Here is a 25,041-nt window from a genome sequence, read left to right as displayed (position 1 = left end):
CATGCCGTTGCCTGAATTCATCTGGAAATGCGGCTCAATCGATGTGTCTGGTGCTGGATCTGGCGTTGGGAGTGAGTCCGATGAGTGAAGGGGATCTGCTGGCGGTCTGGCTCACCCTGAGGCTGGCAGCCAGCACCACCGCCATCCTGCTGCTGCTCTCGCCGCCGTTGGCCTGGTGGCTGTCGCGCAGCCAGCACAGGCTCAGACCCGTGGTGGAGGCCCTGGTGGCGCTGCCGCTGGTGCTGCCGCCGACGGTACTCGGCTTCTATCTACTACTGGCCTTCTCCCCCTCCTATGGCCTGGGCGCCTGGTGGCGCGACACCTTCGGGGCGCCGCTCGCCTTCAGTTTTACCGGTCTGCTGCTCGCCTCCATCCTCTACTCGCTCCCCTTCGTGGTGCAGCCGCTCACCTCCGCCTTCGTCAACATGGGCAACAAGGAGCTGGAGGCCGCCGCCACCCTGGGGCTCGGGCCGGTAGAGCGCTTCTTTCACATCATCTTGCCGATGACGCTGCCCAGCTTCGTGATGGCGGCGGCGCTCGGCTTTGCCCACACCCTGGGGGAGTTCGGGGTGGTGTTGATGATTGGCGGCAACATCCCGGGCGAAACCCAGGTGCTCTCCATCGCCCTGTTTGATCACGTGGAGACGATGGACTATCAAAACGCCCACCTGCTGGCGGGTGGCCTGATGGGCTTCTCGCTGGTGATGCTGGTGCTGGTGTACGGGGTGCTGCAGCGCCGGCAACGGAGGCTGTTCGGATGAGCGACACCCGCAAGGCGAAACTGTTGCAACTCAAGGCGAGGCGGGCGTTCGGCGCCTTTACCCTCGATTGTGAACTGGCGTTGGAGCTCGGGGGGATCCTCGGTCTGTTCGGCCCCTCCGGCTGCGGCAAGAGCAGCCTGCTGCGCATCATCGCCGGGCTGGACCGTGCACCGGGCGACACGTTGAACTGGCAGGGCAGGGGGCTGAGCGATCTGCTGCCCGAGGCGCGCCGCATCGGCCTGGTGTTTCAGGATTCACGCCTCTTCCCCCATCTGAGCGTGCTCGGCAACCTGCAACTGGCGGCCCGCAAGGGGCGAGGGCGCTGGCAACCCGAGGCGCTGGCGACCCGGCTCGGTTTTGCCGAACTGCTGCCCCAGCCGGCCCACGGCCTCTCCGGCGGCCAGCGCCAGCGGGTGGCTCTGGCCCGGGCCTTGTTGGCCGAGCCCGATCTGCTGCTGCTCGATGAACCTTTCTCTGCGCTGGACAGACGCAGCCGCATCCATCAGGCCCACGTGCTCAAGGGTTTGCAGCAGGAGAGCGGCATTCCGATGATCTTCGTCAGCCACGCCATGGAGGAGGTGAGCCTGCTCTGCGATCAGCTGGTGCTGCTGGCGGATGGCCGGGTGGAGGCACAAGGTCGGCCGAGCGATATCTTTGCACGCACCGATCTCTCGCTTGCCAGTCGCGACGACGCCGGGGTGATGCTGGCGGCGAGCCTCTCTCACTACGATGAAGAGGAGCAGATGGCGACCCTGCAGCTCGGCGAGCAGCAGTTGCGAGTCACCATGACCCAGGTGCCGGACGACGGCGGCCCCCTGCAGATCAAGGTGGCCGGGCGGGACGTGGTGATCGCCACCGCTCCCATCGAGCACTCCAGCCTCTCCAACTGCCTCACCACCCGATTGCTGGCCGAACGCGAAGTGCGTCCCGGTCAGACCCTGTTGCAGTTGGCGCTGGGTCAGCAGATACTGCTGGCCCGGATCACCAGCCGCTCCGCCAGACGGCTGGCGCTCGCCCCGAACCAGCAGATCTACGCCTACATCAAGGCGGTGAGCCTGGTCAGCGAGGGTTGAGCGGATTGCAGAAGAGGCAGAAAATCAGGATGGTTCAGCGGATGAGTCGAGAGGCAATGAACTGATGCGCCGCAATCAGGTGATGAAATTCAACGGTCTTGCCCTGCGCAGCGCGGGGGAGGGCCCCTTGCTGTTGCTGCTGCACGGGCTGGGCTCCTCCAGCCTCGACTGGCAGGCGCAGATCGAACGCTTTTCCGAACACTACCGGGTGGTGGCGCTGGATCTGCGCGGCCACGGCCAGAGCATGCAGGAGGGACCGTTCGACGTGGCGACCCTGGCGGCGGACGTGGTGAACTGGCTCGACGAACAGCCTGAGCCCGCCTGGGTGGTGGGGCTCTCCTTGGGGGCCATGGTGGCGCTGGAGCTGGCGTTGCAGTTGCCACACAAGGTGCAGGGGCTGGTGCTGGTCAACGGCTGCAGCGAGTTTCTGCTGGAGACCCCAAAAGAGCAGGAGCGCTTTGCCCAGCGCCTCAAGTGGCTGCGCTGGTTCGGCCTGCGGCCGCTCGCCTGGTGGCTCGGCCGCGAGCTCTTTCCCGGCCCCGACCTTGCCCAGGTGCGTCACACCTTCCGGCTGCGTTTCGTGCGCAACAAAAAGAAAACCTACAAGGCGCTGCTGGAAGCGCTGCCCGGCTGGTCGGTGCGCGCCCGGCTCGGCAACATCTGGCAGCCGGTGGCCATCATCTCCACCAGCCACGACTATCTGCCGCTCGCCAAACGGGTGGAGCAGTTCGCCTCTCTGCCCAACGCCACCATCCACACCCCCAACGGCCATCACGCCTGGCCGGCGGAAGATCCCTCCGGCTTCAATCATCTGTTGCAGCGGATCCTCTCAACCCATTGAGGGAAATAGACAGCAGAGTAGACAGCAAAGGTGGATAAAAAAGCCGACCCAGGGGTCGGCTTTTTTGTTGGCGCAAAGGCTCGTTGAGGTGATTCACCCGTGCGAGCAGACCGGGCAGTCGGGGCGCTTGGGCAGCTTCATCTCGCGAAAGGTGCCGCCCAGGCCGTCGATCATCAGCAGACGGCCGCTGTAGCTCCTGCCCATGCCAGCCAGCAGCTTGATGGCTTCGAGCGCCTGCAGGCTGCCCACCAGTCCCACCACAGGGGCCAGCACCCCCGCCTCGACGCAGGTGAGCGCCTGCTCGCCAAATAGGGCGCTGAGGCAGGCGTAGCAGGGTTCCCCCTCCTGCCAGGTGAAGCTGCAGACTTGTCCCTCCAGCCGGATGGCGGCGCCGCTGACCAGCGGCACGCCGTGCTGGCGGGCCTTTTGGTTGAGCAGGTTGCGAATGGCCAGGTTGTCGGTGCAATCCAATACCAGCTGGTGGTGGGGCAACAGGGCATCGAGCAGCGCCTCGTCGGCCACGGCGGTGTGGGTCTCCACCTCAAGCCAGGGGTTGAGGGCGCGCAGGGCGTGGGCGGCGGAGTCCACCTTGTCGTGGCCGATGCGCTCATCGGTGTGCAGCACCTGGCGCTGCAGGTTGGAGAGCTCCACCTTGTCGAAATCGACCAGGGTGAGCCGGCCGACCCCGGCCACCGCCAGATACTGGCTGGCGGCGCAGCCGAGGCCACCGGCGCCGATCACCAGCACGTGAGCCTGCTTGAGCGCTTCCTGCCCCTCGAAATCGAAGGATTTGAGGATGATCTGGCGGTTGTAGCGCAAGAGCTCGGCGTCGCTCAGGATCTCGCTCACTTCAGCAATCCCCCGAACGGTTCGACGGCGACCGTCTCACCTGCCGCGACACGCCCCCGCTCGCGCTCAAGGACGATGTAGCAGTTGGCCCGCGACAGGGAGCTGAACACGGCGGAGTCCTGCGAGCCGGTGCTGCGCACCTCCAGGCCGTTTGGCCCCTGAGTCAGGATGCCGCGCTGGAAGTCGAGCCGGCCCGGCGCCTTCTTGAGCGGCTCTGCGGCAGTGGCTTGCAACTGGAGCGGGCGCTCGAAACGCTGGCCCGCCAGCTTGGCCAGCGCCGGTTGCACCAGCTGATCGAAGGTGACCATGGCGGAGACCGGGTTGCCCGGCAGGCCGAAGAACCAGGCGTGGGGCAGGCGACCGAAGGCAAACGGCTTGCCCGGCTTGATGGCCAGCTTCCAGAAGCCGATTTCGCCGAGCTCCTCCAGCAGCTGTTTGGTGAAGTCCGCTTCCCCCACCGAGACGCCGCCGGTGGTGATGAGGGCGTCGGCCTCGCGATCGGCCTGTTGGAAGGCGGCGCGCAGCTGGGCGGGATCGTCCGGGATAATGCCAAGGTCGAGGCAATCGCAGCCCATGCGATCCAGCATGGCCCGCACGCCGTAGCGGTTGGAGTCGTAGATGTCGCCGTGGGCGAGGGGGGTACCGACCGGTTTGAGCTCATCGCCGGTACTGAAAATGGCCACTTTCAGCGGTCGGCGCACCGACACGGTGGCAATGCCGAGGGAGGCCAGCAGCGGCATCTCCCGGGCGGTGAGGCGAGTACCGGCGCCGAGTACGCTGGCGCCCTCGCGGATGTCTTCGCCGCGGCGGCGAATGTTCTGGCCGGGCACAGGGGTGGTCAGAAAGGTGATCCTGTCGCCGTCGGCCTGGGTTTCTTCCTGCATCACCACCGCATCCGTCCCGGCCGGCACCGGGGCGCCGGTCATGATGCGCACGCAGTGGCCGGCGGGCCACTCGCCCTGGTAGGGCTGACCGGCGAAGGCCTTGCCCGCCATGATGAGGGGGGCGCCGCCGGCGAGATCGGCCAGCCGCACCGCATAACCGTCCATGGCGGAGTTGTCGAACGGGGGCACGCTGAGGGGGGAGGCGATATCCGCGGCGAGTACCCGGCCAAGGGCCTGCGGCAAGGGCAACTGTTCGCTGTCGCAGCAGCCGTCAAGCTGTGCCAGCATGCCCTGCAGGGCGTCGCTCAGGGGGAGTAGTCCGCTGGTATCAAATCCCATGTCATGACCTCATTGTGTGATGGAGGGGGGGTGAAGGGCGGATTATCCCAAAAATCCATGCCGATGGGCAGGTTGCAGCAGGATAAAACCTTTGGCTGTACAGATAGGCAGCGACCGGGCAGCGCGCCTCCCCCCGTATGGGTAGCGCCGGCGAAGTAAAAGCCGCCAGATTGGCATAAAGTCAGGGAACGGGCTTGAGTTAGCTTGAATTATGACAATAATCGCCGTCTACTATTGCGCCACAACCGAGTGCCGTCATAGCGAGGCGGCCATCACAGTCCCTGAGCGTGGGAGAGGAACAAGATGACGAGCTTAAGTCGGGAAGCCCTGTTGGTCAGGGCCGCCCTCGAGGCCGAGGGCCTCGAAACACCTCTGGTGGCCAATACCCTGGACGGCCAGCAGAAGCGGGAGAAGATCGAGGGCCACATGCGCGCCATCATGGAGACGCTGGGGCTGGATCTGGCCGATGACAGTCTGGCAGAGACACCGCACCGCATCGCCAAGATGTACGTGAACGAAATCTTCTCCGGCCTCGATTACGCCACCTTCCCCAAGGTGACGGTGATCGAGAACAAGATGAAGGTGGACGAGATGATCATGGTGCGGGACATCAGCCTCACCAGCACCTGCGAGCACCACTTTGTCACCATCGACGGGCTGGCCCACGTGGCCTATATCCCCCGCGGCAAGGTGATCGGGCTCTCCAAGATCAACCGCATCGTGCAGTTCTTTGCCCGCCGCCCCCAGGTGCAGGAGCGCCTGACCCAGCAGATCCTGCTGGCGCTGCAGACCCTGCTCGGCACCAAGGACGTGGCCATCAGCATCAAGGCGACCCACTTCTGCGTGAAGGCTCGCGGCGTGATGGACTCCACCTCCTACACCACCACCACCTCCCTGGGTGGCGTCTTCAAGACCCAGCCCGATACCCGTGCCGAGTTTCTGGCCGGTCTGAAAGGCTGATCTGCCAGGAGATGTGTCGCCACTGCGGCATGTCTCCTCGCTTTCCCCTCTTTTTTCACTGCCCCTGACGGCCCGCTGGCCGCCGGATGGTCGCACCGACGGATGGACATCCCCGGTCGATATATCCCGTTATGGCTTGTGCGCATCTTTCGGGAGTGCGTTCAAGTCTTCAAGGTGCCAGGCTTTGGCTGCTCTCTTGGCCGGGTGGGTCTGTCGATAAGAGACCTGCGCTCAGCCGGGCATCTTGTAAAAAATGTCGCCTCGTTCATGCAAGGACATATATTCATCAAGGCTGGATGAGCCGCCATGGAGGCGGTGACAGCGGGCCGTATGCGTACGGTTCAGACGAGCGTTATCTGTTCACTCATATCCAGGACATGCCATGAATACCAGTACCATGACCATCGGCAAGAAACTCACCGCGGGTTTTGCCATGCTCGGCCTGATGATGGCCTTTATCGGCGGCTTCTCGCTGCTGCAGTTTGGCAACATGAACCGGGCCGCCATCGGCTTTACCGACAGCATTTTGCCCGCCGTGGTGCGCACCAGTACCCTGGGCGAGACCATCAATACCCTGCGCCGCTATGAACTGGATGTGTTTCTGGTGGCGGCCGATCCGCAGCAGAAAGCCCACTATCGCGACCTTGGCGAGCAGACCCTGCAAGAGGTCGCCCGGCAGGTCAAGGCGCACGATGCCACCATCTGGGCGGAGGACGTGGAAGAGCGGCGCACCTTCGACATCGTCAAGCAGGACTGGGACAAGTACGTGGCCTTGCACCAGCGCATCCGGCAGATGCAGGATGGCGGCCAGCTGGCCGAGGCCCAGCAGCTGTTCATGAGCGAGGGGATCACCCTCTATACCAACCTGGCCAAGTCGGTGGGGGACCTGATCCGCATCAACCACGGCTACTCCGTGGGCTCCCGTGCCCAGGTGGTGGCTGCGTTTGACAGCGCCAAGCTGAGCATCATAGTGGCGCTGGTACTGGGTCTGGTGCTGGCGGGGGCGCTCTCCACCGTGCTGACCCGCCAGATCCGCGATCCGCTGGTGATGCTGGCCCGCCAGGCCCAGCGCATCGCGAGCGGTGATCTGGGCAAGAGCGAGTTGCAGGAGTGGATCCGCGGCAGTCGCTTCAAGCGTGACGAGCTGGGCCAGCTCGGCGCCGCCATCGATCGCATGCAGGGGGCGCTGGCGGATCTGGTGAGTGAGATCGCCGGCTCCGTGAGCCAGCTCAGCAGCGCGGTGGAGGAGGTGAGTGCCATCTCCGAGCAATCCGCCACCGGCATGGCCCGCCAGCAGAGCGAGGTCTCCCAGGTCGCCACCGCCATGAACGAGATGCAGTCCACGGTGAACGAGGTGGCCCGCAACACCACGGATGCCATGAGCGCCGCCAAGGATGCCTCGCGCACCTCGACCCAGGGCAACCAGGTGGTGCGCAGCGCCATCAGCAGCATCGAGGAGGTGTCGGTCAAGATTGAGCAGGCGGGCGCCGTGGTGCAGCAGCTGGAGCAGGACAGCACCAACATCAGCATGGTGCTTGATGTCATTCGCGGCATTGCCGAGCAGACCAACCTGCTGGCCCTCAACGCGGCCATCGAGGCGGCGCGCGCCGGTGAACAGGGGCGCGGCTTTGCGGTCGTGGCCGATGAAGTGCGCTCCCTGGCCCAGCGTACCCAGAACTCCACCGCCGAGATCAGCAAGATGATCGAGGTGCTGCAGGAGCGTACCGCCGAGGCGGGCAGCGCCATGCAGCTGAGCCGTCAGCAGATGCAGGAGAGCGTGGGGCTGGCGCGGGAGGCGGGCAACAGCATCGACACCATCAACGGTGCCGTCACCCAGATCACCGACATGAACACGCTGATCGCCACCGCCACCGAGGAGCAGAATGCGGTGACCGAGGAGCTCAACCGCAGCATCGTCAACATCCACAATGCGGCCGACGAGAACGCCCTGGGGGCCCAGCAGACCGCCCAGGCCTGTGTCGAGCTGAGCAAGCTGGCCAATACGCTGCACCATATGACTCAGCGTTTTACCCTCTAAGAGCGTTTGGCAGATAGCAAAAGGCCCCGTCCAGTGACGGGGCCTTGTTGTTTCTGGCAGGTTTGTTGATCGCAGGGTCGATGAGCGCAGCGTCATCGGCCGGCGCCAGATCCTTTATCCGGCCATTCAGCTCAGGCCGACTATCTCGCCGTGCTCGTCGATATCGATATGACGGTAACCGGTGGCAGGCTGTCGAGGCGGTGGCTTTGCCTGCAGCTGCCACTCACCATCAACCATCAGCTTAGTCCGACTATTTCGCCGTTATCATCGATGTCGATATGACGGTAGGCCGGCAGGCTGCCAAGGCCCGGCATGGTCATGATGGGGCCCGCCAGGGCATAGACGAAGCCGGCGCCGGCGCAGAGCTTTACTTCCTCGATGGGCACCTCGAAGTCGGTCGGTACCCCCTTGAGGGTCGGATCATGGCTGATGGAGAGCGGCGTCTTGGCCACGCAGACCGGCAAGTGGCCCCACCCCTCGGCGGAGAGTTGCGCCAGCTGGCGGCGCGCCTTGTCGGAGAGCTGCACGCCGCGCCCGCCATAACCACACTCCACCAGGGTCGCCAGCTTGGCGTCCAGGCTCGCCTCGTCGGGGTAGAGCAGCTTGACCTGGCCCGGCTGCCCACAGGCGGCCACCACCGCCCGGGCCAGCTCGTCGGCCCCGGCCCCGCCCTGGGTAAAGGCGTGGGAGATGGCGCAGCCAGAGGCGCCGGCTTGCATCGCCGCGCGGGCCAGCAAGGCCAGCTCCGCCTCGCTGTCGGTGGGGAAGCGGTTGATGGCGACCACCACCGGCACCCCGTAACGGCGGGCATTGGCGATGTGCCAGCCGAGGTTTGCACAACCTTGCGTCAGGGTCGGCAGATCCTCGCCCAGCAGGCTTTCGGGCAGCGGCTGGCCCGGGCGGATGTCGAGCAGGCCGCTGTTGGCCTTGAGGCCGCGCACCGTCGCCACCAGCACCACGCAGGCCGGGGTCAGGCCGGATTGGCGGCTCTTGATGTTGAAGAACTTCTCCAGCCCCATGTCGGAGCCAAAGCCCGCCTCGGTCACCACGTAGTCGGTGAGGCCGAGGGCCATGCGATCGGCGATCACCGAGGAGTTGCCGTGGGCGATGTTGGCAAAGGGGCCGGCGTGCACCAGCACCGGGGTCTGCTCCGTGGTCTGCATCAGGGTCGGCTGCAGGGCCTCCTTGAGCAGCACCGTCATGGCGCCCGCCACTTCCAGCTGCTCGGCGGTGATGGGGTTGCCGTGCAGGTCGCGGGCCAGCTGGATGCGACCGATGCGCGCACGCAGATCGTTCAGATCGCTCGCCAGCGCCAGAATGGCCATCAGCTCGGAGGCGGCGGTGATGACGAAGCGATCCGCTCGCTCGACGCCGTCGGCGGCGCCCCCCTGGCCGATGGTGAGGTGGCGCAGGGCGCGGTCGTTCATGTCGAGGGTGCGCGGCCAGAGGATGTTGTCTGCATCGATATCGAGCCGAGGCAGGCCGGTTCTGGCGCTGAACTGGTCACCGAGTTTGCGCTCATGGAACAGGCGGGCATCGAGGGCCGCCGCCGCCAGATTGTGGGCGGCGGTGAGGGCGTGAAAGTCACCGGTGAGGTGCAGGTTCATCTCCTCCATCGGCACCACCTGGGCGTGGCCGCCGCCGGCGGCGCCCCCCTTGACCCCGAATACGGGCCCGAGACTTGGCTGGCGGATGGTGGCGATGCTGGGCTGGCCGATATGGTTGAGCCCCATGGAGAGGCCGAGGGTGGTCACCGTCTTGCCCTCGCCAAGCGGGGTGGGGGTGATGGCGCTCACCAGCACCAGCTTGCCCGCCGGTTTGGGGAGCGACTTGAGCAGCTCGAGGCTGAGTTTGCCCTTGTAGTGGCCGTATGGGCTCAGCTGGTGCGAAGGGATGGCGAGGCGTTCGGCCAGCACATGAATGGAGAGACGGGGGGACTGGCGGGAGATCTCGATATCGCTTAGCATCAGCACCTCGTTGGCATGTCAGGTCAAATATGCGGCGAAGTCTAGTGGAATCAAGAGGGTTATCCAATGAGTAATAATATTTTGTCCGGCAATCGTGAGCTGCATCTAACGCCCATCGAGCTGGATCTCAACGCCCTCTATCACCCGCCCAAGCAGCCACTCACCGCCCTTGGCATCGTCAGCGCCTTCATTCCGCTGTTTGGCTACGGCTGGCAGGCGATGACCCAGGATCCGGAGACCCACTTTCGCCACGAGCTGGCCAAACGCATCAACAAGCACAAGACCGACGAGGCCAACCTCATCCTGATCCTGCAACTGGCCGGCATGCTCGATTGCCACTGCCTGCACATCAGTCTGCCCTATGCCCTCGGCGATGAGCAGCTGGCGACCCTGCGCCAGCGCCTGCCACGCTGGCAGCTGAACCTGCGCGACGTGCTGCTGGTGGCCGAGTTGCCGCTGCCTGCCGATACCGCCGCCTCATAGCCATCCCATCACCGAGGCCGCGGCAAAGACTTAAGCCTGGCGATCCCAGTAGTGGGGGGCGAGATAGCGCTCCTGCACGAACTCGATGAAACAGCGCACCTTGGCCGAGACGAAGCGGCGATGCGGATAGAGGGCATAGAGCCCCACCTGCCCCTTCTCCCACTCCGGCAGCAGTGACACCAGGGCGCCGGAGCGCAGCGCATCGCCGACGATGAAGGTGGGCTGCAAGATGATGCCCTGATCGTCGCAGGCCGCTCGGGTCAGGGCCACCCCGTTGTTGGCCCGCAGCGGCCCCTGCGGGCGTACGCTCAGCTGCTCGCCATCCCGTTTGAATACCCAGTCCGGCTGGGTCAGGGTATAGAGCAGGCAGTCGTGCTGCTTGAGATCCTCCGGGCTGTTCGGCGTGCCTCGACGGGCCAGGTAGCCCGGGCTGGCGCACACCTCCAGCCGCATCATGGCCAGCGGCTTGGCCACCAGGGAGGAGTCCGGCAGGTTGCCGATGCGCAGTGCCAGATCAAACCCCTCTTCCACCAGTGCCACTCGCCGATCGCTGTACTCTATCTCCAGCTTCAGGTCCGGGTAGCGTTCGCGAAACAGCGGCAGGGCGGGGGAGAGGTGCAGGTAGCCGAAATCCATCGGCACCGACAGCTTGAGGGTGCCCTGGGGCTGCTGGTTGTTGCGGGTCAGCTGGCTGTGGGTCTCTTCGAGCTCCGCCAGCAGCGCCTGGGAGCGCTGGTAGTAGAACTGGCCCGCCTCGGTGGGGTTGACCTGGCGGGTGGTGCGCGACAGCAGCCGGGTGGAGAGGGACTCCTCCAGCTGCTGCATCAGCTTGGAGGTCATGGCGACCGAGATGCCGAGCTGGTTGGCGGCCTTGGTAAAACTCTGACACTCCACCACCTTGATGAAGGTGCGCATGGCGGCTATCTGGTCCATCTTTCACTCTCAGTTGATAATTATTTTAATAAATCGCTGATTATCTATGTCCGGTATGGAGGTTAGCATCTTGGCTGTTGTTGTGAACCCCCAATATGAAGGAACGAACGGATGAAGATGACCAAGGCCCTGCTGGCCTCCTGCCTGTTTATGGCGGCGCCCCTGATGGCTGCCGATTACGACGTCGATGCGGCGCATACCACGGTGCAATTCAAGGTGGGACACCTCGGCTTCTCCGAGCTGGTGGGTCGTTTCAACACCTTCAGCGGCACCTTCAGCATGGACGATGCCAACCCGGCAGCGGCCAAGGCGAGCTTCGAGATCGATGCCGCCAGTGTGGACTCCAACCACGAGCCGCGCGACAAACACCTGCGCAGCCCCGATTTCCTCGACGTGAAGCAGTATCCCAAGATGACTTTCGTCAGCTCCGGTTACGAGGGCACCAAGGATAAGGGCGTGCTGAAAGGCACCCTGACCCTGCACGGCGTGTCCAAGGAAGTGGCCTTCGAGCTGGTTCACATCGGTGAAGGCAAGGATCCCTGGGGCGGCTACCGCAGCGGCTTCAACGCCACCACCACCATCAAGCGCAGCGACTTTGGCGTGAACTACATGGTGCCGAACATTCCGGACGAGATGACCATCGCACTGTTTGTCGAAGGTGTGCGCAAGTAATGGGCGCGGCACTCCTGCTTCAAACCCTGGCGGCTCCTTTGGGGGCCGCTTTGCTGTCGTGGCGCTGGCCGCGGCTGGGATACCTGTGGGGCGCCCTGGCGCTCTGGCTGGTGGGCTGTCTGCTGGGCGGTGCCTACGGGCTGCCGGTCAAGGCGTGGCAATGGCTGCCACTCACCTTGCTGGTGCCCGCCCTGGCGGCGCAGCTGGCCGACCAGCGGGCCGCGCTTGCGCTGTTTGCCGCACTCGGGGCACTGGTGTGGTGGCAGGGGCTGGCCTCGGTGCTGGCAAGCGAGCCCGCCATCTGGCTGGCGCTGTTGCCCGCCATTGGCTGGCTGGGATGGACCGGACTGCGCGGTGACAGCCGCGAGGGGCTCGGCTTTGCCCTCGGCTTCATCTGGCTGGCACTGGTGATCGGCATCGACGGCAGCCTACTGATTGCCCAGCTGGCCGGTGCGCTAGCGGCCTTCGCCGGTTTCCGTGCTCTGCTCGGGGCCTTTGCCGGCAGCCAGGTGGCGCCTGCGGCGCTCGGGTTGGCGCTGGCCTTCATGCAGATGCTCGCCTGGCAATACGTGGAAGTGCCGCTGCTGGTGTTGCTACCGGTCTGGCTGCTGCCGCTGCTGGAGTGGGCACTGCGCAACAAACCCTGGTTCCAGCGCTGGGCCCTGCTGATCCTGCTGGCGGGCGTAGGGGCGGGTCTGAGTCTGTGGAAGGTGTGGCCAGAGGCCTCTCTTTACTGATTTTTAGCATAAAAAACAGGCAATTAACCCAAAAGTTGCCGACTTCGTCATAGTCTGTACAGATAAAGATTGAGCCCCATAGTGGTTTCAGATAAAAAGGATTTTCAATTATCTGGACACACACAGAACCCGGTCTGACCGGGTTCTGTTTGCCTGCTTGTTTGCGGCGCGCTAAGGAGGCCACAGTTGCGCAGTCAAGGATCTGAGCATCTGTTTTTTCGCCATTTCACCGAGCAGGGACGTCTCGACGGTCTCTGCATCCTGCTGGTTACCCATCTGCTTCCCGATCGCCCCCAGTTTATTCAGGCCCTCGATCAGATCGGGCGGATCGGCGCCATCCTGCCCAAACCCAAGTCAGTTCACGGACCGACCCTGACCTGGGCCCAGCAGCACTATCCGGTGCTGCCTCTCAACCGCCAGTGGACCAATACCCCGCAGGGGGTGATAGAGCACATAGCCCCGCTGGTGGCGCCCCATGAACGGCTGATCATTCTCGATATCGGCGGCTATTTCGCCAGAACCCAGGCCACCCTCAGCGAGTATTTCGGCCCCCGTTTCCTCGGGGTGGTGGAGATGACCGAGAACGGCCATCAGCGCTATGAGCAGGAGGTGCTGTCCACCTCGGTCATCTCGGTGGCGCGCAGCCCTCTCAAGCAGGCCGAGGATATCCAGATCGGCCTGAGCGTGGTCTACTCCGCCGAATCCCTGGCCCGCACCCTCAACCGCACCTTCAATGTCTGCCAGGCCGCCCTGTTCGGCTACGGCAAGGTGGGGCGCAGCATCGCCCGCGAGCTCAGGTGCCGCAACCTGCATCTGGAGCTGGTGGAGACTGACGTGCTGCGCCAGGTGGAGGCGCTCTCCCACGGCTTCAAGCTGGTGGGCAAGGCCGAGGCCCTCAGCCGGGCCGAGCTGGTGATCTGCTCCACCGGCAACGGCGCGCTGGACCTGGCGGATCTGCAGCGGTTGCGCCCCGGCACCATGGTTGCCTCGGTCACCTCGGCGGACGACGAGTTTGCGTTCTGTCTCTCCCAACTGCCCTGGCCGAGCGAAGAGGTGTGCCCCCACGTGCTGGCGCTGACCCGCCCGGACGGCAGCACCATCTTTCTGCTCAACCGGGGCGAGGCGGTCAACTTCGTCCACGGCGCCGTCATCGGCGAATATGTCTACCTGGTGCTGGCGGAGATCATCGAAGGGGTGCGCCAGCTGGCGTTGCAGCCGCTTGCCCCCGGCCTGTTTGACCTGCCGCAGTCGACCATGCGCACCATTGCCCGCCACTGGCTGGCCGACTTCCACGGGGTCACCCAGTGAGCCTCTTTTTTCTTGCCGCCATTGATGGAGTGACCACATGAGCGAGACGACCTTGTCCGCCCCCAAACCCCGCATCGAGATCCGCTACTGCACCCTCTGCCGCTGGATGCTGCGCGCCGCCTGGCTGGCCCAGGAGCTGCTCTCCACCTTCGACAGCGAGCTGGGTGAGGTGGCGCTGGTGCCGGCCAGCAAGGGGGAGTTTCGCATCCTGGTGGACGGGGTGCAGGTGTGGGATCGGGTGGCGGACGAGGGCTTCCCCGAAGCCAAGGAGATCAAGCAACGGGTGCGCGATGTCATCGTCCCCGAGCGCGATCTGGGCCATGCCGATCGCAAACCGACTGCAGAGTAAACCGCAGCATCAATGACAAAGAGAGGGAGGCGCAGGCCTCCCTCTCTCGTTGTGGCGTCCGCTCAACGGTCGGCAGCTGTGCCCGGCTTATCTTCGGCGGGGAGGCCGATATAGCGGGCCCGCTTGTGGGGCTTGAGGCGGCTCACATCCACCCACACCAGGCCGTCGATGCAGTGGTTGAAGTCGGGGTCGATACCGAAATCCATGAACTGCACGCCGCCCGGCTCACACAGCTCGGAGTACTGCTTGTAGAGGGTGGGGATGGCGCAGCCCAGGTTGTCGAGGCGAGCCTTGAGCTCCTTGAGATCGGCGCCGTAATCCAGCCCGGCAAACAGGAGCGGTGTGGCGGGGTAGGGGCGGCGGGAGGGGGCGAGCGCCAGTTCGGGGGCAAAGTGCTGGCGATAGAAGCTCACCAGCAGATCCTTGGCCGCCGCCGGCAGGCTGCCGGAGAGCGACACCGGGCCGAACAGGTAGCGGTAGTCGGGATAGCGGGCCAGATAGGCGCCGATGCCAAACCAGAGGTAATCGAGCCCCCGCTTGCCCCAGTAGGCAGGCTGGATGAAGCTGCGGCCAAGCTCGATGGCAAGCTCCAGCCTGGGCAGTAGCTTCTCTTCAAAGCCAAACAGGGTGTGGCTGTAGAGGCCGTCGAGCCCCTTGCTGGCCAGCAACTCGGCCACCGGGGCGAAACGGTAGGCGCCGATGATCTCGAGCCTGGCCGGATCCCAGAGAATGAGGTGGTGATAGTCATCATCGAAGGCGTCGAGATCCCGCCGTCTGCCGGAGCCTTCCCCCACCGCCCGAAAGGCGATCTCCCGCAGGCGCCCCAGCTCGCGCAGGATCACCGAGTGACTCAGCTCGTGGCGTCGGTAGAGGTAGATCCCCTGACCGTCCGGGGTATGGCCGAGGGCCTCGCAGGATTCGATGGCCTGCTTGAGCTGGCGGCGCTCCTCCGGCAGGGCGATGGGGGCTTCGGTGGCTAGCAAGCCCCGCTTGCCACGCCCGATGCGATAGAGGTGGCTGCGCACCAGCCGGGCTGCGCTTTTGGCGGGCAGCTCCTGCACCCCGCTCACCGGAATGCGGGCACCTATGGTGATGGCGATGCGCTTGCCCTGCTGGCGAAACAGCTGCTTGACCAGCAACAGCCCGGCCCAGTCGTTGTTGAGCCAGGCGGCGAGATAGAAGGAGAGCCCATTGCGCCCGTCCAGATGGATCGGCACCAGCGGGGTGCGGGTGCGCTGGGCCAGCTTGATGAAGCCTGATTGCCAGGGGCCGTCCTTGACCCCCTTGGGGCCGAGGCGCGACACCTCGCCGGCGGGAAAGATCACCAAGGCCCCTTCTCCCGCCAGGTGTTCCCCCATCGCCAGGATGGCGCGCCTGTCTGTCTTGCCCCCCAGGTTGTCCACCGGCAGCAGCAGGGGTCGCAGTGGCGTCAGCTGGGCCAGCAACTGGTTGGCCACTATCTTGACGTCCGGCCGGATGCGGCCGAGCAGGCGCAGCAGGGCCAGCCCGTCGAGGGAGCCGATGGGGTGGTTGGCGACTATGATGACCCGGCCACTGGCCGGAATGTGCTCGAGCTGGGCCTCGCTCACCCGGTAGTCGAAGTCGAGCTCGGTCAACGCCTGCTCGACGAAGTCGAGTCCGCGCAGATGGGGGTGGCATGCGGCGAAGCGTTGAAACGCCTGCTCGTGCAGCAGCCAGCGCAACCCTTGTCGAAGCAGGGGGCGTAGCAGGTCGTTGGCCGACAGGCGGGGCAGGTGTTGTTGTAGCAGGGCATCGACACTGAACATGGGCTGGGCTCCGATGAGTCGTTGCCCTAGCGTGACGCCCTTTTGTTCCCGCCCCATGGCAGCGGGATGACAGTTTGATGGCAAAGAGGGGGAGCCGGTTAACCGGCTCCCCCTCTTTGGTCATGCTTTGGTCATGGCGGTAACGATGGCCGGTCTAGTCGCGCCAGGCCGAAGTCAGGCGCACCAGCTCCACCAGGGTGGCGACCGCTTTCTCCATGGATTGCAGCGGGATGAACTCGTGCTTGCCGTGGAAGTTGTGGCCACCGGTGAAAATGTTCGGGCAGGGCAGACCCATGAAGGAGAGCCGGGCTCCGTCGGTGCCGCCGCGAATGGGTTTTATCTTTGGCGCCACGTCGGCGGCCAGCATGGCGGCCTTGGCCAGCTCGACAATGTGCATGTGCGGCTCGATCTGGCTGCGCATGTTGCGATAGCTGTCGGTCAGGGTGAGCTCGATGCGCGCTTTTGGCGCCTCCAGCTGCAACGAGGCGACCCGCTCCTTGAGCTGGGCCTTGCGGGCGGCAAAACCCTCGTCGTCGAAGTCGCGGATGATGTAGTGCAGGCTGGTCTCCTCCACTGTGCCGTTCATCTGGGCCAGGTGGAAGAAGCCCTGATAGCCGTCGGTGCACTCCGGGGTCTGCTCGGCGGGCATGGCGGCGTGGAAGCGGGCGGCCAGGGTCTGGCTGTTGATCATGCAGCCCTTGGCGGTACCGGGGTGCACGTTGTTGCCGATAAAGCGCACGGTGGCGCTGGCGGCGTTGAAGTTCTCGTATTCGAGCTCACCGAGCTCGCCGCCGTCCACCGTGTAGGCCCAGCGGGCCGGGAAGCGGTCCAGCGGGAAGCGGTCGGCGCCGCGGCCTATCTCCTCGTCCGGGGTGAAACCAAGCCAGACATCACCGCGAGGGATCTCGGGGTGGGCCAGCAGGTGGTCGATGGCGGTGAGGATCTCGGCGATGCCCGCCTTGTCGTCGGCCCCCAGCAGGGTGGTGCCGTCGGTGGTGATGAGATCCTGGCCCAGGTAGTTTTTCAGGAAACGGTAGTCGCGAATGGCCAGCACCTCGTCACCCTTGCCCAGGCAGATGTCCCCCCCCTGATAGTTTTCGATGATCTGGGGCACCACGTGCGCCGCCTCGTAGTCGGCGGTATCCATGTGGGCGATGAGGCCGATGGCCGGCGCGTCCGGCTGGTTGCCCGGCAGGCAGGCGGTGAGGTAGCCGTGCTCGTCCAGGGTGACCTGGCTCAGTCCCATCTGCTGCATCTCGTCGCACAGGGCGCGGGCGAAGACCAGCTGTCCCTCGCTGCTGGGGCAGACGGGATTGGTCGCATCGGAGCGGGTATGAAAAGTCACGTAACGCAGAAAACGCTCAAGCAAGGTATCCATTGGCAAGCCTCAAACCTGTGGTGGAGGGTCATTGTGGCCAATCTGGCGGCGGGGCTTTTTGCGTCAGCGCAGTTTTTGCCACATTTTTTGGCGAAGATCGGGGTGGAAAGGTGTAAGGTGGTTGAGGCTGTGGTTGTTGATATCAATAACAGCATAAAATGGTCCATCAACCGCATTTTTAAGCGGCTTGTGATGGGACTCATTTTTCCGTCAATGCCCTTGGTGGCAGGGGAGGGGCGAGGGCGGGCCAGACGGGGTTATTTTCAGGGTGAAAAAGGGCGCGTGGCGGGACTTCTTCCCCCGCTTGCCAGGCCCGCTGGCAACAAGATTTGATCGCCTTATGAAAAGCTGTTTTTGAACACTATTTTTTATTGTCACCGCTGGCGGTAAGTGTGTACACTCCGCGCCGATCCAAGGGCAACCCTGAGCAGGCAGAGGCCGCCAGACTCCCGCAGGATCATACGCCTATAGGGCGAGGCACGCAGAAACGACAGACACTGCTAGGGTATGGTTTCTTTAATACCGGTTAGGCTCCGGTATCAGGGAGAACAACGGACTCTCATTTTCCGGCTGACCGAGTGAGCCATCGGCTCATCATCTTCCCTTGTCATGGGCGGTCACTGGCGGTGAGCTGGCTGTGGTTGTTGTCGTCTATCAACACGCTTGCGTGCTGACGCCTTCGCATCTCTTCCTTGAAACCCTCCCCTGCTGTCGTGACGGCTGCCGAATGATGAACGAACGACGTGGCTGATGTCGTTTGTCATCAAAGTACCGCGGCGCTGGTTGCAGCACCGCATACCGTTGAGCTTGATGTAAAGCCACCAGCCCCACATCAAGACTCGTTACTTCCCCAAGATCCACCAGGCAGCCTAGGCTTGCCGCGATGAACCAGGGAGGTGGCGACAGGTGAACGTTCAGGTCAACCCGCGGCGTCAACGCCCGGTGCCGGACGTCTTGCCTTGCTCGCCCGCAGGCCGCTTCGGCGCGCCACACCTGCTCATCGATGGTCTGGATGTGATTGAGGGTAACGAAGGCGGCCACCGGCCGCTCATTTGCGAGGCATAGCCCATGACTAACTGGTCCAGCAAGGACTCCTTGAAGGTCTACAACGTTCCCTACTGGGGTGCGGGTTTTTTCAACATCAATGACGCCGGTCATGTGACCGTCGCTCCCGACAAGTCACGCCCTGACGCACAGATCGTGCTCTCCGATGCCATCGAACAACTGCGTCAATCCGGGCTGACCACTCCGGTACTGCTGCGTTTCCCCGACATCCTCAAGAGCCGGGTCGATGCGCTGTTCAACGCTTTCGGTCAGGCCATCGAGAAGTCAGGCTATGAAGGGGACTACCTGTGCGTTTACCCGATCAAGGTAAACCAGCAGCGTCGCGTCATCGAGACCATCAGCCAGTCCTACAGCGACAAGCCCCGGCTTGGCCTGGAAGCTGGTTCCAAACCGGAGCTGCTGGCCGTGCTGTCCCATCACCATGAGCAAGGCTCGGTGATCGTCTGCAACGGTTACAAAGACCGCGAATATATCCGCCACGCCCTCTTGGGCAATCTGATGGGCCACAAGGTCTACATCGTGGTGGAGAAGCCCTCCGAGCTGGAAATGGTGCTGGACGAGTCAGCTCGCCTCAACATCAAGCCCAACATCGGGGTGCGTGCCAAGCTCGCTTCCACCGGCTCCGGCATGTGGGAATCGAGCGGCGGCTCCATGTCCAAATTCGGTCTGTCCGCCTCCCAGATCCTGGCGCTGATCGAGCGTCTGCGCGGCCTGGGCAAGCTGGACTGCCTGCAGCTGCTGCACTTCCATCTGGGTTCCCAGATCGCCAACATCCGCGACATCCAGGGCGGTATCCGCGAGTGCGGCCGTTTCTACGCCGAACTGCGTCGCCTCGGTGCCAACATCGAAGTGGTTGACGTGGGTGGCGGCCTGGGCGTGGACTACGAGGGAACCCGTTCCCAGAGCCACTGCTCCGCCAACTACAGCCTCTCCGAGTACGCCAACAACGTGGTGTGGGGCATTGGCGACGTGTGCCGCGAGTTCGACCTGCCGCACCCGACCATCATCAGCGAGTCCGGCCGTGCCCTGACCGCTCACCACGCCGTGCTGGTCACCAACATCATTGGTGCCGAAGGGGTGGAGATGAACGACATCAGCGCACCGGACGAGGATGCGCCCACCATTCTGCAGAACATGTGGAAAGGGTGGCTGGACCTGCGCGGCGAAGATCCCTCCCTGCTGGAGATCTTCCACGACTCGGTGGCAGACCTGGGCGACGTCAATACCCAGTACACCATGGGTCTGCTCAACCTCGAGCAACGCGCCTGGGCCGAGATGCTGCACCAGAACACCTGTCTGGCGCTCAAAGAGATGCTCAACCCGGTCAACCGCAACCACCGCGCGCTGGCTGACGAGCTCTCCGAGAAACTGGCTGACAAGTGCTTTGCCAACTTCTCCCTGTTCCAGTCCCTGCCGGATGCCTGGGGTATCGGTCAGGTGTTCCCGGTGATGCCGCTGGCCGGCCTCGAGCGTCCGCTCACCCGCCGCGGTATCCTGATGGACATCACCTGTGACTCCGACGGTCAGGTCGAGCACTACGTCGACGGTCTGGGTGTGGAAAGCACCCTGCCGATGCCGGTCTACGGCGAGAACGAAGAGTGCCATGTCGGCTTCTTCCTGGTGGGCGCCTATCAGGAGATCCTCGGCGATCTGCACAACCTGTTCGGTGACACCCACTGCGCGGAAGTGTGGCTGGACGAGGAAGGCAAGATGGACATTCGCAACGTGGTGCGCGGCGACACCGTCGACCAGCTGCTGCGTTACGTCAACATCGACCCGTCCGTCATTCGCGAGAACTATCAGCGGATCGTCTCCCACCCGGCGCTGGACGACGCGGCTCGCAAGGCCCTGCTCGAAGAGCTGGAGCTGGGTCTGCAAGGCTACGCCTACCTGGAAGACGAATAAGCGCCCGCGCTGGTTCGTTGCCCCGATGGCAGCAAAGAAAAGGGAGGCAGATGCCTCCCTTTTTTCATGTCTGGGCGCTCATGAGCCCAGGGCCAGGTGCAAGTCGTGCTGCAACTGCCGGCCCTCCTCGCCCGGCATGGCAACCACCCCCAGCCGCAGCGCCTCCTCTATGGTGAGGGTGCCGGCCAGCAGGGCGTCGAGGGCCGCCTCGCTTAGCAGCATCATCCGATCCTTGGGGTGCGGGCCGGCAGTATGGAGCTGGAGCAGCAGTGACTCCTTGCCCCGCAGCCTCGACCAGAGCCCGGAATCGACCAGCAGGATGGAGACGCCGCCCCTGACGCCGGCCTGCTGGAAGCGGCTCTTCAGGGTCTGCAGCCAGGCCTGGCTGCGGGCAAACCCCGCCTCGCCGGTGAGGCTAGGCAGACGGGCCACCCTCTCATCATTGACCGCTGCCGCGGTCGCCATGGCAACGTCGAGTGCGCCGGGCCAGCTCTGTTCAAACGGATTGGGGTAGAGGGCGTCATAACCGCAGGTCTGCCCCATCCCGGGGATGAGGCAGAGCAGGGTCATGCACACGCGCAGGGTGCGTCGCATCATGGGGTCACTATGTTGAACCAGAAGTTGAACTTGTCGAGCAGGCCGACGAAGTCGCTGAAGGTCTGCGGGTTCCCCTGAACCTTGATCTCGCCGCTGGCGATCTTCTGCTCCAGAGTGCCCTGGCCCAGCTGGATGTCGTCCAGGGTCTGCTTGCTCAGGGTGAGGGTGACATCCGGCTTGGCGGCATAGTGGGTGGTGTGATTGAGTACGGCGTTCTCCAGGCTCAGGGTGTGTTTCTCCCCTATGTCGGTGAAGTCCATGTTGATGACCATCTTCTTGCCGGCCGCTTTCTCCGGATTGATCCGCACCGCCAGATAGTCGAACAGCATGCTGGGGCTCATGGCGCGAATGGTGTCCGGCGAGGCGGTGACGGTACCGCCAGCGGTGGGCACGCCGTTGCGCAGCTCATAGGCCCCCTGCAGATAGACGGAGCGCCATGGGCCGGACTCGGCCTGATAGCCCAGCTGCTCGAGCGCATCGGCCAGCAGCAGCTTGCCCTCCTGATTGTTCGGGTTGGCGAACACCAGGTGCTTGAGCACTTCCGCGACCCAGCGATATTCCCCCTTGTCGAACGACGCCTTGGCTTTCTTCAGCAGCGCCTGCTCACCGCCCATGAACTCGACGTATTTGGGACCGACCATCTCGGGTGGCAGGTTGTCCAGATCGGAGGGGTTGCCGGAGTACCAGCCCATGTAGCGCTGATAGACGGCCCGGCTGTTGTGGCGCAGGGTGCCGTAGTAACCGCGGTTCGGCCAAAAGTCGTTGAGCTCGGGGGGCAAGGCAATCTTCTCCGAAATCTCCTCACCCGTGTAGCCCATGTTCATCAGCCGCACCGACTGGTCGTGGATGTACTTGTAGAGATCCCGCTGCTTCTTGAAGTAGTCGACGATGCTGGCATTGCCCCAGCGCGGCCAGTGGTGGCTCTGGAACTTGACCTGGGCCTGGTCGCCCCAGGTCTCGATGGTCTCGTTGAGGTAGCTGGACCACTTGAGGGCATCACGTACCTGGGCGCCGCGCAGGGTGAGGATGTTGTGCATGGTGTTGGTGGTGTTCTCGGCCATCCAGAGCGCCTTGCTGTCCGGGAACCAGGTGTTCATCTCGGCCGGCGCTTCGGTGCCCGGGGTCATCTGGAAGACCATCCGCACGCCGTCCAGGGTGACCTCTTCCCCACTCTTGGTGATGAAACGGGTCGGCAGCAGCAGGGAGGGCACGCCGGTGGAGGTAGTCTGCCCCAGGCCGCCATTCACGCCTCCCTGGGCATTGCGCGGCAGCAGGGCGCCATACATGTAGACGGCGCGGCGGGCCATGGCGTTGCCGGCGATGACGTTTTCCGAGACCGCATGCTCGGTGAACCCTTCGGGGGCGATGATCTGAACCCCGTTCTTTTTCACCTCGTCCGGCGAGTTGAAGAGGCCGGCGGCCCCGCCGTAGTGATCCACGTGGGAGTGGCTGTAGACCACGGCAGTGACCGGCCGCTCGCCCAGGGTCTTGTTGATGAAGGCGAGGGCAGCCTTGGCGGTCTGCGGCGAGATCAGCGGGTCGAAGACGATCCATCCCTTGTCACCCTGGATGAAGGTGATGTTGGAGAGATCGAAGCCGCGGATCTGGTAAATCTTGTCGGTCACCTTGAACAGCCCGTACTCCATGTTCAGCTGGGCATTGCGCCACAGGCTCGGGTTGACGGTATCCGGCGCCGTCTTGTCCAGGCCGATGTAGGTCTTGTATTGCTCCAGATCCCACACCACGTTGCCCTGCTCATCCTTGATGGTGAGGGTATCCGGTTTGGCGATGAAGCCGCGCCGGGCGTCCTCGAAATCCTGCTTGTCGTTGAATGGCAGGGTGTGCAGCACATTCTGGTTGGCCTGGATGGTAAATTCGCTGGCCGGCTTGGGGTTGATGACGGCCCAGGCCGGCTGCAACAGCAGGGAGCCGGAGAGCCATAGGGTGACAATGGTGTGCGTCGAGAACTTGAGCTTCATCTGTCTTTCTCCAGATTGTGGTGGGCAGGCAGGACCAAGTGTAGTCAGACTCTGATGCCTCCCAGTAATAAACAGGGTGAGTGACGGGTAGCCGAGATGACGCCAGCCATGGCTGGCGCTATCCGGACCCGGAGTGAAACGTTGGGCGAGAGATGCCCCCTGACGACATGTCCCATGAACATGGTCAGCATCGCTTGGTTAGTCGGGCGTTGCGGCATTGCGCCGAGGGCACGGCAACGGGGTCGGCACCAGAGTAGTCAAGCCGGCCGCAACAATCATGGCAGCCGGCAATAAACGACAGTTAAGCGGTGGTTAAATGAGGAGGGTCAGCTTGCGGCAATCAGGTGCAGTTGGCGGATAAACCACTGGAGGGCGGGATCCCGGCCCTGCGCCTGGTGCCAGCTGATGTAGACGGGACAGTGGCTGGAGGCCCAGGGCAGCGGAAAATCCTTGAGCCGCAGGGTGTCGCGCACCTGTGCGACATGCCACTGGCTGACCACGCAGAGCCACTCGGTCTGGCTGACCAGGGAGAGGGCGGTGAGCAGGGCGTTGCTCTCGTAGGCAATCTTGCGGGGGGGCAGGGCCTGCTCGCTGAGGCTGCGGATGACCCAGTCGTCCTTGCGGCGCACATCCCAGACCACGTGCTCCTCGGCAAAGAAGGTCTCGAAGTCGAGGCTCTCCCCGATGCGCGGATGATCGGCGCGACAGGCTACCCTGAGCTCCAGGGTCAGCAGGGATTCGTTGCAAAAGCCGGTCTCTTCCAGCGCCGTGCTGGCCAGCACCAGGTCGATGTTGCGAAGGCGCAGCGCCTGCTGACGCAGATGCTCTTCAAACATGCCGGGCACCGACTCCACCCGGCAGTGGGGCGCCACCCTGGCCAGATGGGCGAGCAGCGCCGGCAACAGCAGGAGATCGAGGTCCGGGTGGCTGGCGATGCGAAAGATACGCTGGCTGGTGAGGGGATCGAACGCCTGATTGAGCAGCAGGGAGCGTTCCATGGTATGCAGGGCGGTGCGGATCTCCCGGTGCAGGGCGAGGGCACGGCTGGTGGGGATGATCCCGCGGCCATCGCGGCGAAACTGGGGCTCGCCGATGAGATCGCTGAGCCTGCGAATGGCCTGACTGATGGCGGCGGGGGTCATCTCCAGGCTGGCGGCGGCAGCCGATACTCCCTTCTCGGTCATGACGCGATCGAAGATGCGAAACAGGTTCAGATCTATGTGGGAGTGGCTCATCTATGCCTCCTCTGTGGGCCTGGTCGTGTGGCGCCAGACGCTGGCTGTCGCCGGGCCCTGCCATGGGGTGAAGGGCGCCTGAGGGGCTGCGCAGGATCCGCTGCCCCAGCTCACATTGTGGCGGGCGTGGCTGACTGAGAACTTAACGAGCAGCATATGACCATTGCTGAGGCAGAAGAAGCGCCTTTCGGGGCTCTTTTACCGAGAAATGGTGGCGTCGGCAACCTGGCTTGATCTGCATCAAGTTTGTAACGCTCTGGTTACTTTACGGTCGAAAAAGGATGTGGGTAGTAGGTAACAGAAGGATGGATGTATGGAACTTGAAAGGGACCCGAGATGTTATACCGACGTCTGTATCGACGGTAAGTGGTATCACTATGACCACTGCAGCACGCACGTTTACATGCTGATGGGAGGGGCGGCGCCGAGCATGACGCTGGCTTATGAGCCCAGCAGCGAGGAGGAGTTGATCGAGATGCTCCGCCAGCTCGCCTGCGGTTGAACCATATTGCTGCGGCCATCGGCAGCTTGCCGATGGCCGCGCTTCATCTACTTACTCAATTGCCCCGGTTTTGCCCCCGCAGTGTCTTGCCGAGCGCCTGCACGGCGACGGCCGCGGCGTAACCGGCGTCCGACTTGCCTAGCTCATCGGCCACGTAGAGGAAGTTGGAGCCATACTTCTCCACCGACTCGCGCGGGTTGGCCGCGTCGATGAAATCCTCTTCTATCTCGAACCCCTGCGCCAGCAGCGCGGCTTTCTCAATCAGAAAGGTGGGGGAGGCCATGTCGATAAAGGTGTACTGCTGCCGGTTGGAGGCCGGGATAGAGAAAAACTGGTACTTCGCCATTTGCGATACCTCGCTTGAACTTGTGTGTCGTAATGCGAGCTTCCTCTCGTCGA

General features: G+C 63.8%; 23 protein-coding genes. 13 read left to right on the top strand and 10 right to left on the bottom strand.

What is annotated here, in order from left to right; all coding sequences use genetic code 11:
* The first annotated feature begins 80 nt into the window (after nucleotides 1-80).
* From modB to CK627_RS18090, 3 genes are all read left to right on the top strand, one after another.
* Nucleotides 81-761, top strand: coding sequence for a molybdate ABC transporter permease subunit (gene modB, locus CK627_RS18100; protein WP_016350259.1), 681 nt, complete (start codon nucleotides 81-83; stop codon nucleotides 759-761).
* Entirely contained in the window at nucleotides 758-1,834 is a 1,077-nt protein-coding gene (modC, locus tag CK627_RS18095) for a molybdenum ABC transporter ATP-binding protein (protein ID WP_095593033.1), read from the top strand. Before modB ends, modC begins: the two co-directional genes overlap by 4 nt.
* Before the next feature lie 64 nt (nucleotides 1,835-1,898).
* Complete coding sequence (locus CK627_RS18090; protein ID WP_010634435.1) at nucleotides 1,899-2,675, top strand: alpha/beta fold hydrolase; 777 nt, start codon at nucleotides 1,899-1,901, stop codon at nucleotides 2,673-2,675.
* Nucleotides 2,676-2,768: 93 nt separating this feature from the next.
* Here the strand turns inward: CK627_RS18090 and moeB are convergent, their stop codons facing one another.
* Both moeB and moeA read right to left on the bottom strand, forming a co-directional pair.
* Nucleotides 2,769-3,524 carry a molybdopterin-synthase adenylyltransferase MoeB gene (gene moeB, locus CK627_RS18085; RefSeq protein WP_095593032.1) on the bottom strand — a complete coding sequence of 252 codons (756 nt, stop codon included), beginning with the start codon at nucleotides 3,522-3,524 and terminating at the stop codon, nucleotides 2,769-2,771.
* Nucleotides 3,521-4,747 carry a molybdopterin molybdotransferase MoeA gene (moeA, locus tag CK627_RS18080; protein WP_095593031.1) on the bottom strand — a complete coding sequence of 409 codons (1,227 nt, stop codon included), beginning with the start codon at nucleotides 4,745-4,747 and terminating at the stop codon, nucleotides 3,521-3,523. Before moeA ends, moeB begins: the two co-directional genes overlap by 4 nt.
* Nucleotides 4,748-5,050: 303 nt before the next feature.
* Here moeA and folE point away from each other — a divergent pair, with 303 nt between their 5' ends.
* Both folE and CK627_RS18070 read left to right on the top strand, forming a co-directional pair.
* Nucleotides 5,051-5,707 carry a GTP cyclohydrolase I FolE gene (folE, locus tag CK627_RS18075; RefSeq protein WP_005299391.1) on the top strand — a complete coding sequence of 219 codons (657 nt, stop codon included), beginning with the start codon at nucleotides 5,051-5,053 and terminating at the stop codon, nucleotides 5,705-5,707.
* 382 nt (nucleotides 5,708-6,089) lie between these two features.
* Nucleotides 6,090-7,745 carry a methyl-accepting chemotaxis protein gene (locus tag CK627_RS18070; protein ID WP_019840723.1) on the top strand — a complete coding sequence of 552 codons (1,656 nt, stop codon included), beginning with the start codon at nucleotides 6,090-6,092 and terminating at the stop codon, nucleotides 7,743-7,745.
* Between the two features lie 236 nt (nucleotides 7,746-7,981).
* On the opposite strand, the gene CK627_RS18065 is transcribed toward CK627_RS18070, so the two are convergent.
* Nucleotides 7,982-9,712, bottom strand: a complete 1,731-nt coding sequence (locus tag CK627_RS18065) for a formate--tetrahydrofolate ligase (RefSeq protein ID WP_095593030.1) — start codon at nucleotides 9,710-9,712, stop codon at nucleotides 7,982-7,984.
* A 66-nt stretch (nucleotides 9,713-9,778) separates the two neighbouring features.
* Here CK627_RS18065 and CK627_RS18060 point away from each other — a divergent pair, with 66 nt between their 5' ends.
* Complete coding sequence (locus CK627_RS18060) at nucleotides 9,779-10,195, top strand: hypothetical protein (RefSeq protein WP_005299401.1); 417 nt, start codon at nucleotides 9,779-9,781, stop codon at nucleotides 10,193-10,195.
* A gap of 30 nt (nucleotides 10,196-10,225) precedes the next feature.
* On the opposite strand, the gene CK627_RS18055 is transcribed toward CK627_RS18060, so the two are convergent.
* Nucleotides 10,226-11,128: a LysR family transcriptional regulator gene (locus CK627_RS18055; protein WP_095593029.1), complete on the bottom strand. Its 903-nt coding sequence runs from the start codon at nucleotides 11,126-11,128 to the stop codon at nucleotides 10,226-10,228.
* Between the two features lie 111 nt (nucleotides 11,129-11,239).
* Between CK627_RS18055 and CK627_RS18050 the strand changes: the two genes are divergently transcribed.
* The 4 genes from CK627_RS18050 (at nucleotide 11,240) to CK627_RS18035 (ending at nucleotide 14,194) form a co-directional block, all read left to right on the top strand.
* The gene (locus tag CK627_RS18050) at nucleotides 11,240-11,800 is read left to right on the top strand and encodes a YceI family protein (protein WP_095593028.1); all 561 of its coding nucleotides are present in this window, start codon (nucleotides 11,240-11,242) and stop codon (nucleotides 11,798-11,800) included.
* Nucleotides 11,800-12,537: a hypothetical protein gene (locus CK627_RS18045; RefSeq protein WP_095593027.1), complete on the top strand. Its 738-nt coding sequence runs from the start codon at nucleotides 11,800-11,802 to the stop codon at nucleotides 12,535-12,537. Before CK627_RS18050 ends, CK627_RS18045 begins: the two co-directional genes overlap by 1 nt.
* 186 nt (nucleotides 12,538-12,723) lie before the next feature.
* Complete coding sequence (locus CK627_RS18040) at nucleotides 12,724-13,845, top strand: adenosylhomocysteinase (RefSeq protein ID WP_095593026.1); 1,122 nt, start codon at nucleotides 12,724-12,726, stop codon at nucleotides 13,843-13,845.
* A gap of 37 nt (nucleotides 13,846-13,882) precedes the next feature.
* Nucleotides 13,883-14,194: an Rdx family protein gene (locus CK627_RS18035; protein WP_095593025.1), complete on the top strand. Its 312-nt coding sequence runs from the start codon at nucleotides 13,883-13,885 to the stop codon at nucleotides 14,192-14,194.
* Nucleotides 14,195-14,256: 62 nt separating this feature from the next.
* Here the strand turns inward: CK627_RS18035 and olsF are convergent, their stop codons facing one another.
* Nucleotides 14,257-15,981, bottom strand: a complete 1,725-nt coding sequence (olsF, locus tag CK627_RS18030; RefSeq protein ID WP_095593024.1) for a bifunctional ornithine lipid synthase OlsF — start codon at nucleotides 15,979-15,981, stop codon at nucleotides 14,257-14,259.
* A gap of 154 nt (nucleotides 15,982-16,135) precedes the next feature.
* Entirely contained in the window at nucleotides 16,136-17,359 is a 1,224-nt protein-coding gene (gene pepT / locus CK627_RS18025; RefSeq protein WP_095593023.1) for a peptidase T, read from the bottom strand.
* A gap of 33 nt (nucleotides 17,360-17,392) precedes the next feature.
* Here pepT and CK627_RS18020 point away from each other — a divergent pair, with 33 nt between their 5' ends.
* Nucleotides 17,393-17,692: a hypothetical protein gene (locus CK627_RS18020; protein WP_095593022.1), complete on the top strand. Its 300-nt coding sequence runs from the start codon at nucleotides 17,393-17,395 to the stop codon at nucleotides 17,690-17,692.
* 735 nt (nucleotides 17,693-18,427) lie between these two features.
* The gene (gene speA, locus CK627_RS18010) at nucleotides 18,428-20,329 is read left to right on the top strand and encodes a biosynthetic arginine decarboxylase (RefSeq protein WP_005299427.1); all 1,902 of its coding nucleotides are present in this window, start codon (nucleotides 18,428-18,430) and stop codon (nucleotides 20,327-20,329) included.
* A 78-nt stretch (nucleotides 20,330-20,407) separates the two neighbouring features.
* Here the strand turns inward: speA and CK627_RS18005 are convergent, their stop codons facing one another.
* The 3 genes from CK627_RS18005 to CK627_RS17995 form a co-directional block, all read right to left on the bottom strand.
* Nucleotides 20,408-20,926 (bottom strand): hypothetical protein, encoded by a 519-nt coding sequence (locus CK627_RS18005; protein ID WP_017786607.1) that lies wholly within the window; start codon nucleotides 20,924-20,926, stop codon nucleotides 20,408-20,410.
* Nucleotides 20,923-22,905, bottom strand: coding sequence for an alkyl/aryl-sulfatase (locus CK627_RS18000; RefSeq protein ID WP_095593021.1), 1,983 nt, complete (start codon nucleotides 22,903-22,905; stop codon nucleotides 20,923-20,925). The genes CK627_RS18005 and CK627_RS18000 overlap by 4 nt, the downstream gene beginning before the upstream one ends.
* Nucleotides 22,906-23,231: 326 nt before the next feature.
* The gene (locus tag CK627_RS17995; RefSeq protein WP_095593020.1) at nucleotides 23,232-24,140 is read right to left on the bottom strand and encodes a LysR substrate-binding domain-containing protein; all 909 of its coding nucleotides are present in this window, start codon (nucleotides 24,138-24,140) and stop codon (nucleotides 23,232-23,234) included.
* 313 nt (nucleotides 24,141-24,453) lie between these two features.
* On the opposite strand from CK627_RS17995, the gene CK627_RS17990 reads away from it, so the two are divergent.
* Nucleotides 24,454-24,642, top strand: coding sequence for a hypothetical protein (locus CK627_RS17990; RefSeq protein WP_010634417.1), 189 nt, complete (start codon nucleotides 24,454-24,456; stop codon nucleotides 24,640-24,642).
* Nucleotides 24,643-24,697: 55 nt separating this feature from the next.
* On the opposite strand, the gene CK627_RS17985 is transcribed toward CK627_RS17990, so the two are convergent.
* The gene (locus CK627_RS17985; protein WP_167385380.1) at nucleotides 24,698-24,988 is read right to left on the bottom strand and encodes a hypothetical protein; all 291 of its coding nucleotides are present in this window, start codon (nucleotides 24,986-24,988) and stop codon (nucleotides 24,698-24,700) included.
* Nucleotides 24,989-25,041: the final 53 nt, after the last annotated feature.

Source organism: Aeromonas dhakensis (genome assembly GCF_002285935.1).
Lineage (GTDB): Bacteria > Pseudomonadota > Gammaproteobacteria > Enterobacterales > Aeromonadaceae > Aeromonas > Aeromonas dhakensis.
The sequence above is the reverse complement of the archived record's forward strand: the minus strand, read 5'-3'. Positions and strand labels throughout refer to the sequence as shown.

Excerpts from the sequence above, each read along its gene's own strand:
- modB (WP_016350259.1), top strand. The coding sequence starts at position 81 with ATGAGTGAAGGGGATCTGCTGGCGGTCTGGCTCACCCTGAGGCTGGCA.
- modC (WP_095593033.1), top strand. The coding sequence starts at position 758 with ATGAGCGACACCCGCAAGGCGAAACTGTTGCAACTCAAGGCGAGGCGG.
- CK627_RS18090 (WP_010634435.1), top strand. The coding sequence starts at position 1,899 with ATGCGCCGCAATCAGGTGATGAAATTCAACGGTCTTGCCCTGCGCAGC.
- moeA (WP_095593031.1), bottom strand. The coding sequence starts at position 4,747 with ATGGGATTTGATACCAGCGGACTACTCCCCCTGAGCGACGCCCTGCAG.
- folE (WP_005299391.1), top strand. The coding sequence starts at position 5,051 with ATGACGAGCTTAAGTCGGGAAGCCCTGTTGGTCAGGGCCGCCCTCGAG.
- CK627_RS18070 (WP_019840723.1), top strand. The coding sequence starts at position 6,090 with ATGAATACCAGTACCATGACCATCGGCAAGAAACTCACCGCGGGTTTT.
- CK627_RS18065 (WP_095593030.1), bottom strand. The coding sequence starts at position 9,712 with ATGCTAAGCGATATCGAGATCTCCCGCCAGTCCCCCCGTCTCTCCATT.
- CK627_RS18060 (WP_005299401.1), top strand. The coding sequence starts at position 9,779 with ATGAGTAATAATATTTTGTCCGGCAATCGTGAGCTGCATCTAACGCCC.
- CK627_RS18055 (WP_095593029.1), bottom strand. The coding sequence starts at position 11,128 with ATGGACCAGATAGCCGCCATGCGCACCTTCATCAAGGTGGTGGAGTGT.
- CK627_RS18050 (WP_095593028.1), top strand. The coding sequence starts at position 11,240 with ATGAAGATGACCAAGGCCCTGCTGGCCTCCTGCCTGTTTATGGCGGCG.
- CK627_RS18045 (WP_095593027.1), top strand. The coding sequence starts at position 11,800 with ATGGGCGCGGCACTCCTGCTTCAAACCCTGGCGGCTCCTTTGGGGGCC.
- CK627_RS18035 (WP_095593025.1), top strand. The coding sequence starts at position 13,883 with ATGAGCGAGACGACCTTGTCCGCCCCCAAACCCCGCATCGAGATCCGC.
- olsF (WP_095593024.1), bottom strand. The coding sequence starts at position 15,981 with ATGTTCAGTGTCGATGCCCTGCTACAACAACACCTGCCCCGCCTGTCG.
- pepT (WP_095593023.1), bottom strand. The coding sequence starts at position 17,359 with ATGGATACCTTGCTTGAGCGTTTTCTGCGTTACGTGACTTTTCATACC.
- speA (WP_005299427.1), top strand. The coding sequence starts at position 18,428 with ATGACTAACTGGTCCAGCAAGGACTCCTTGAAGGTCTACAACGTTCCC.
- CK627_RS18005 (WP_017786607.1), bottom strand. The coding sequence starts at position 20,926 with ATGATGCGACGCACCCTGCGCGTGTGCATGACCCTGCTCTGCCTCATC.
- CK627_RS18000 (WP_095593021.1), bottom strand. The coding sequence starts at position 22,905 with ATGAAGCTCAAGTTCTCGACGCACACCATTGTCACCCTATGGCTCTCC.
- CK627_RS17995 (WP_095593020.1), bottom strand. The coding sequence starts at position 24,140 with ATGAGCCACTCCCACATAGATCTGAACCTGTTTCGCATCTTCGATCGC.
- CK627_RS17990 (WP_010634417.1), top strand. The coding sequence starts at position 24,454 with ATGGAACTTGAAAGGGACCCGAGATGTTATACCGACGTCTGTATCGAC.
- CK627_RS17985 (WP_167385380.1), bottom strand. The coding sequence starts at position 24,988 with ATGGCGAAGTACCAGTTTTTCTCTATCCCGGCCTCCAACCGGCAGCAG.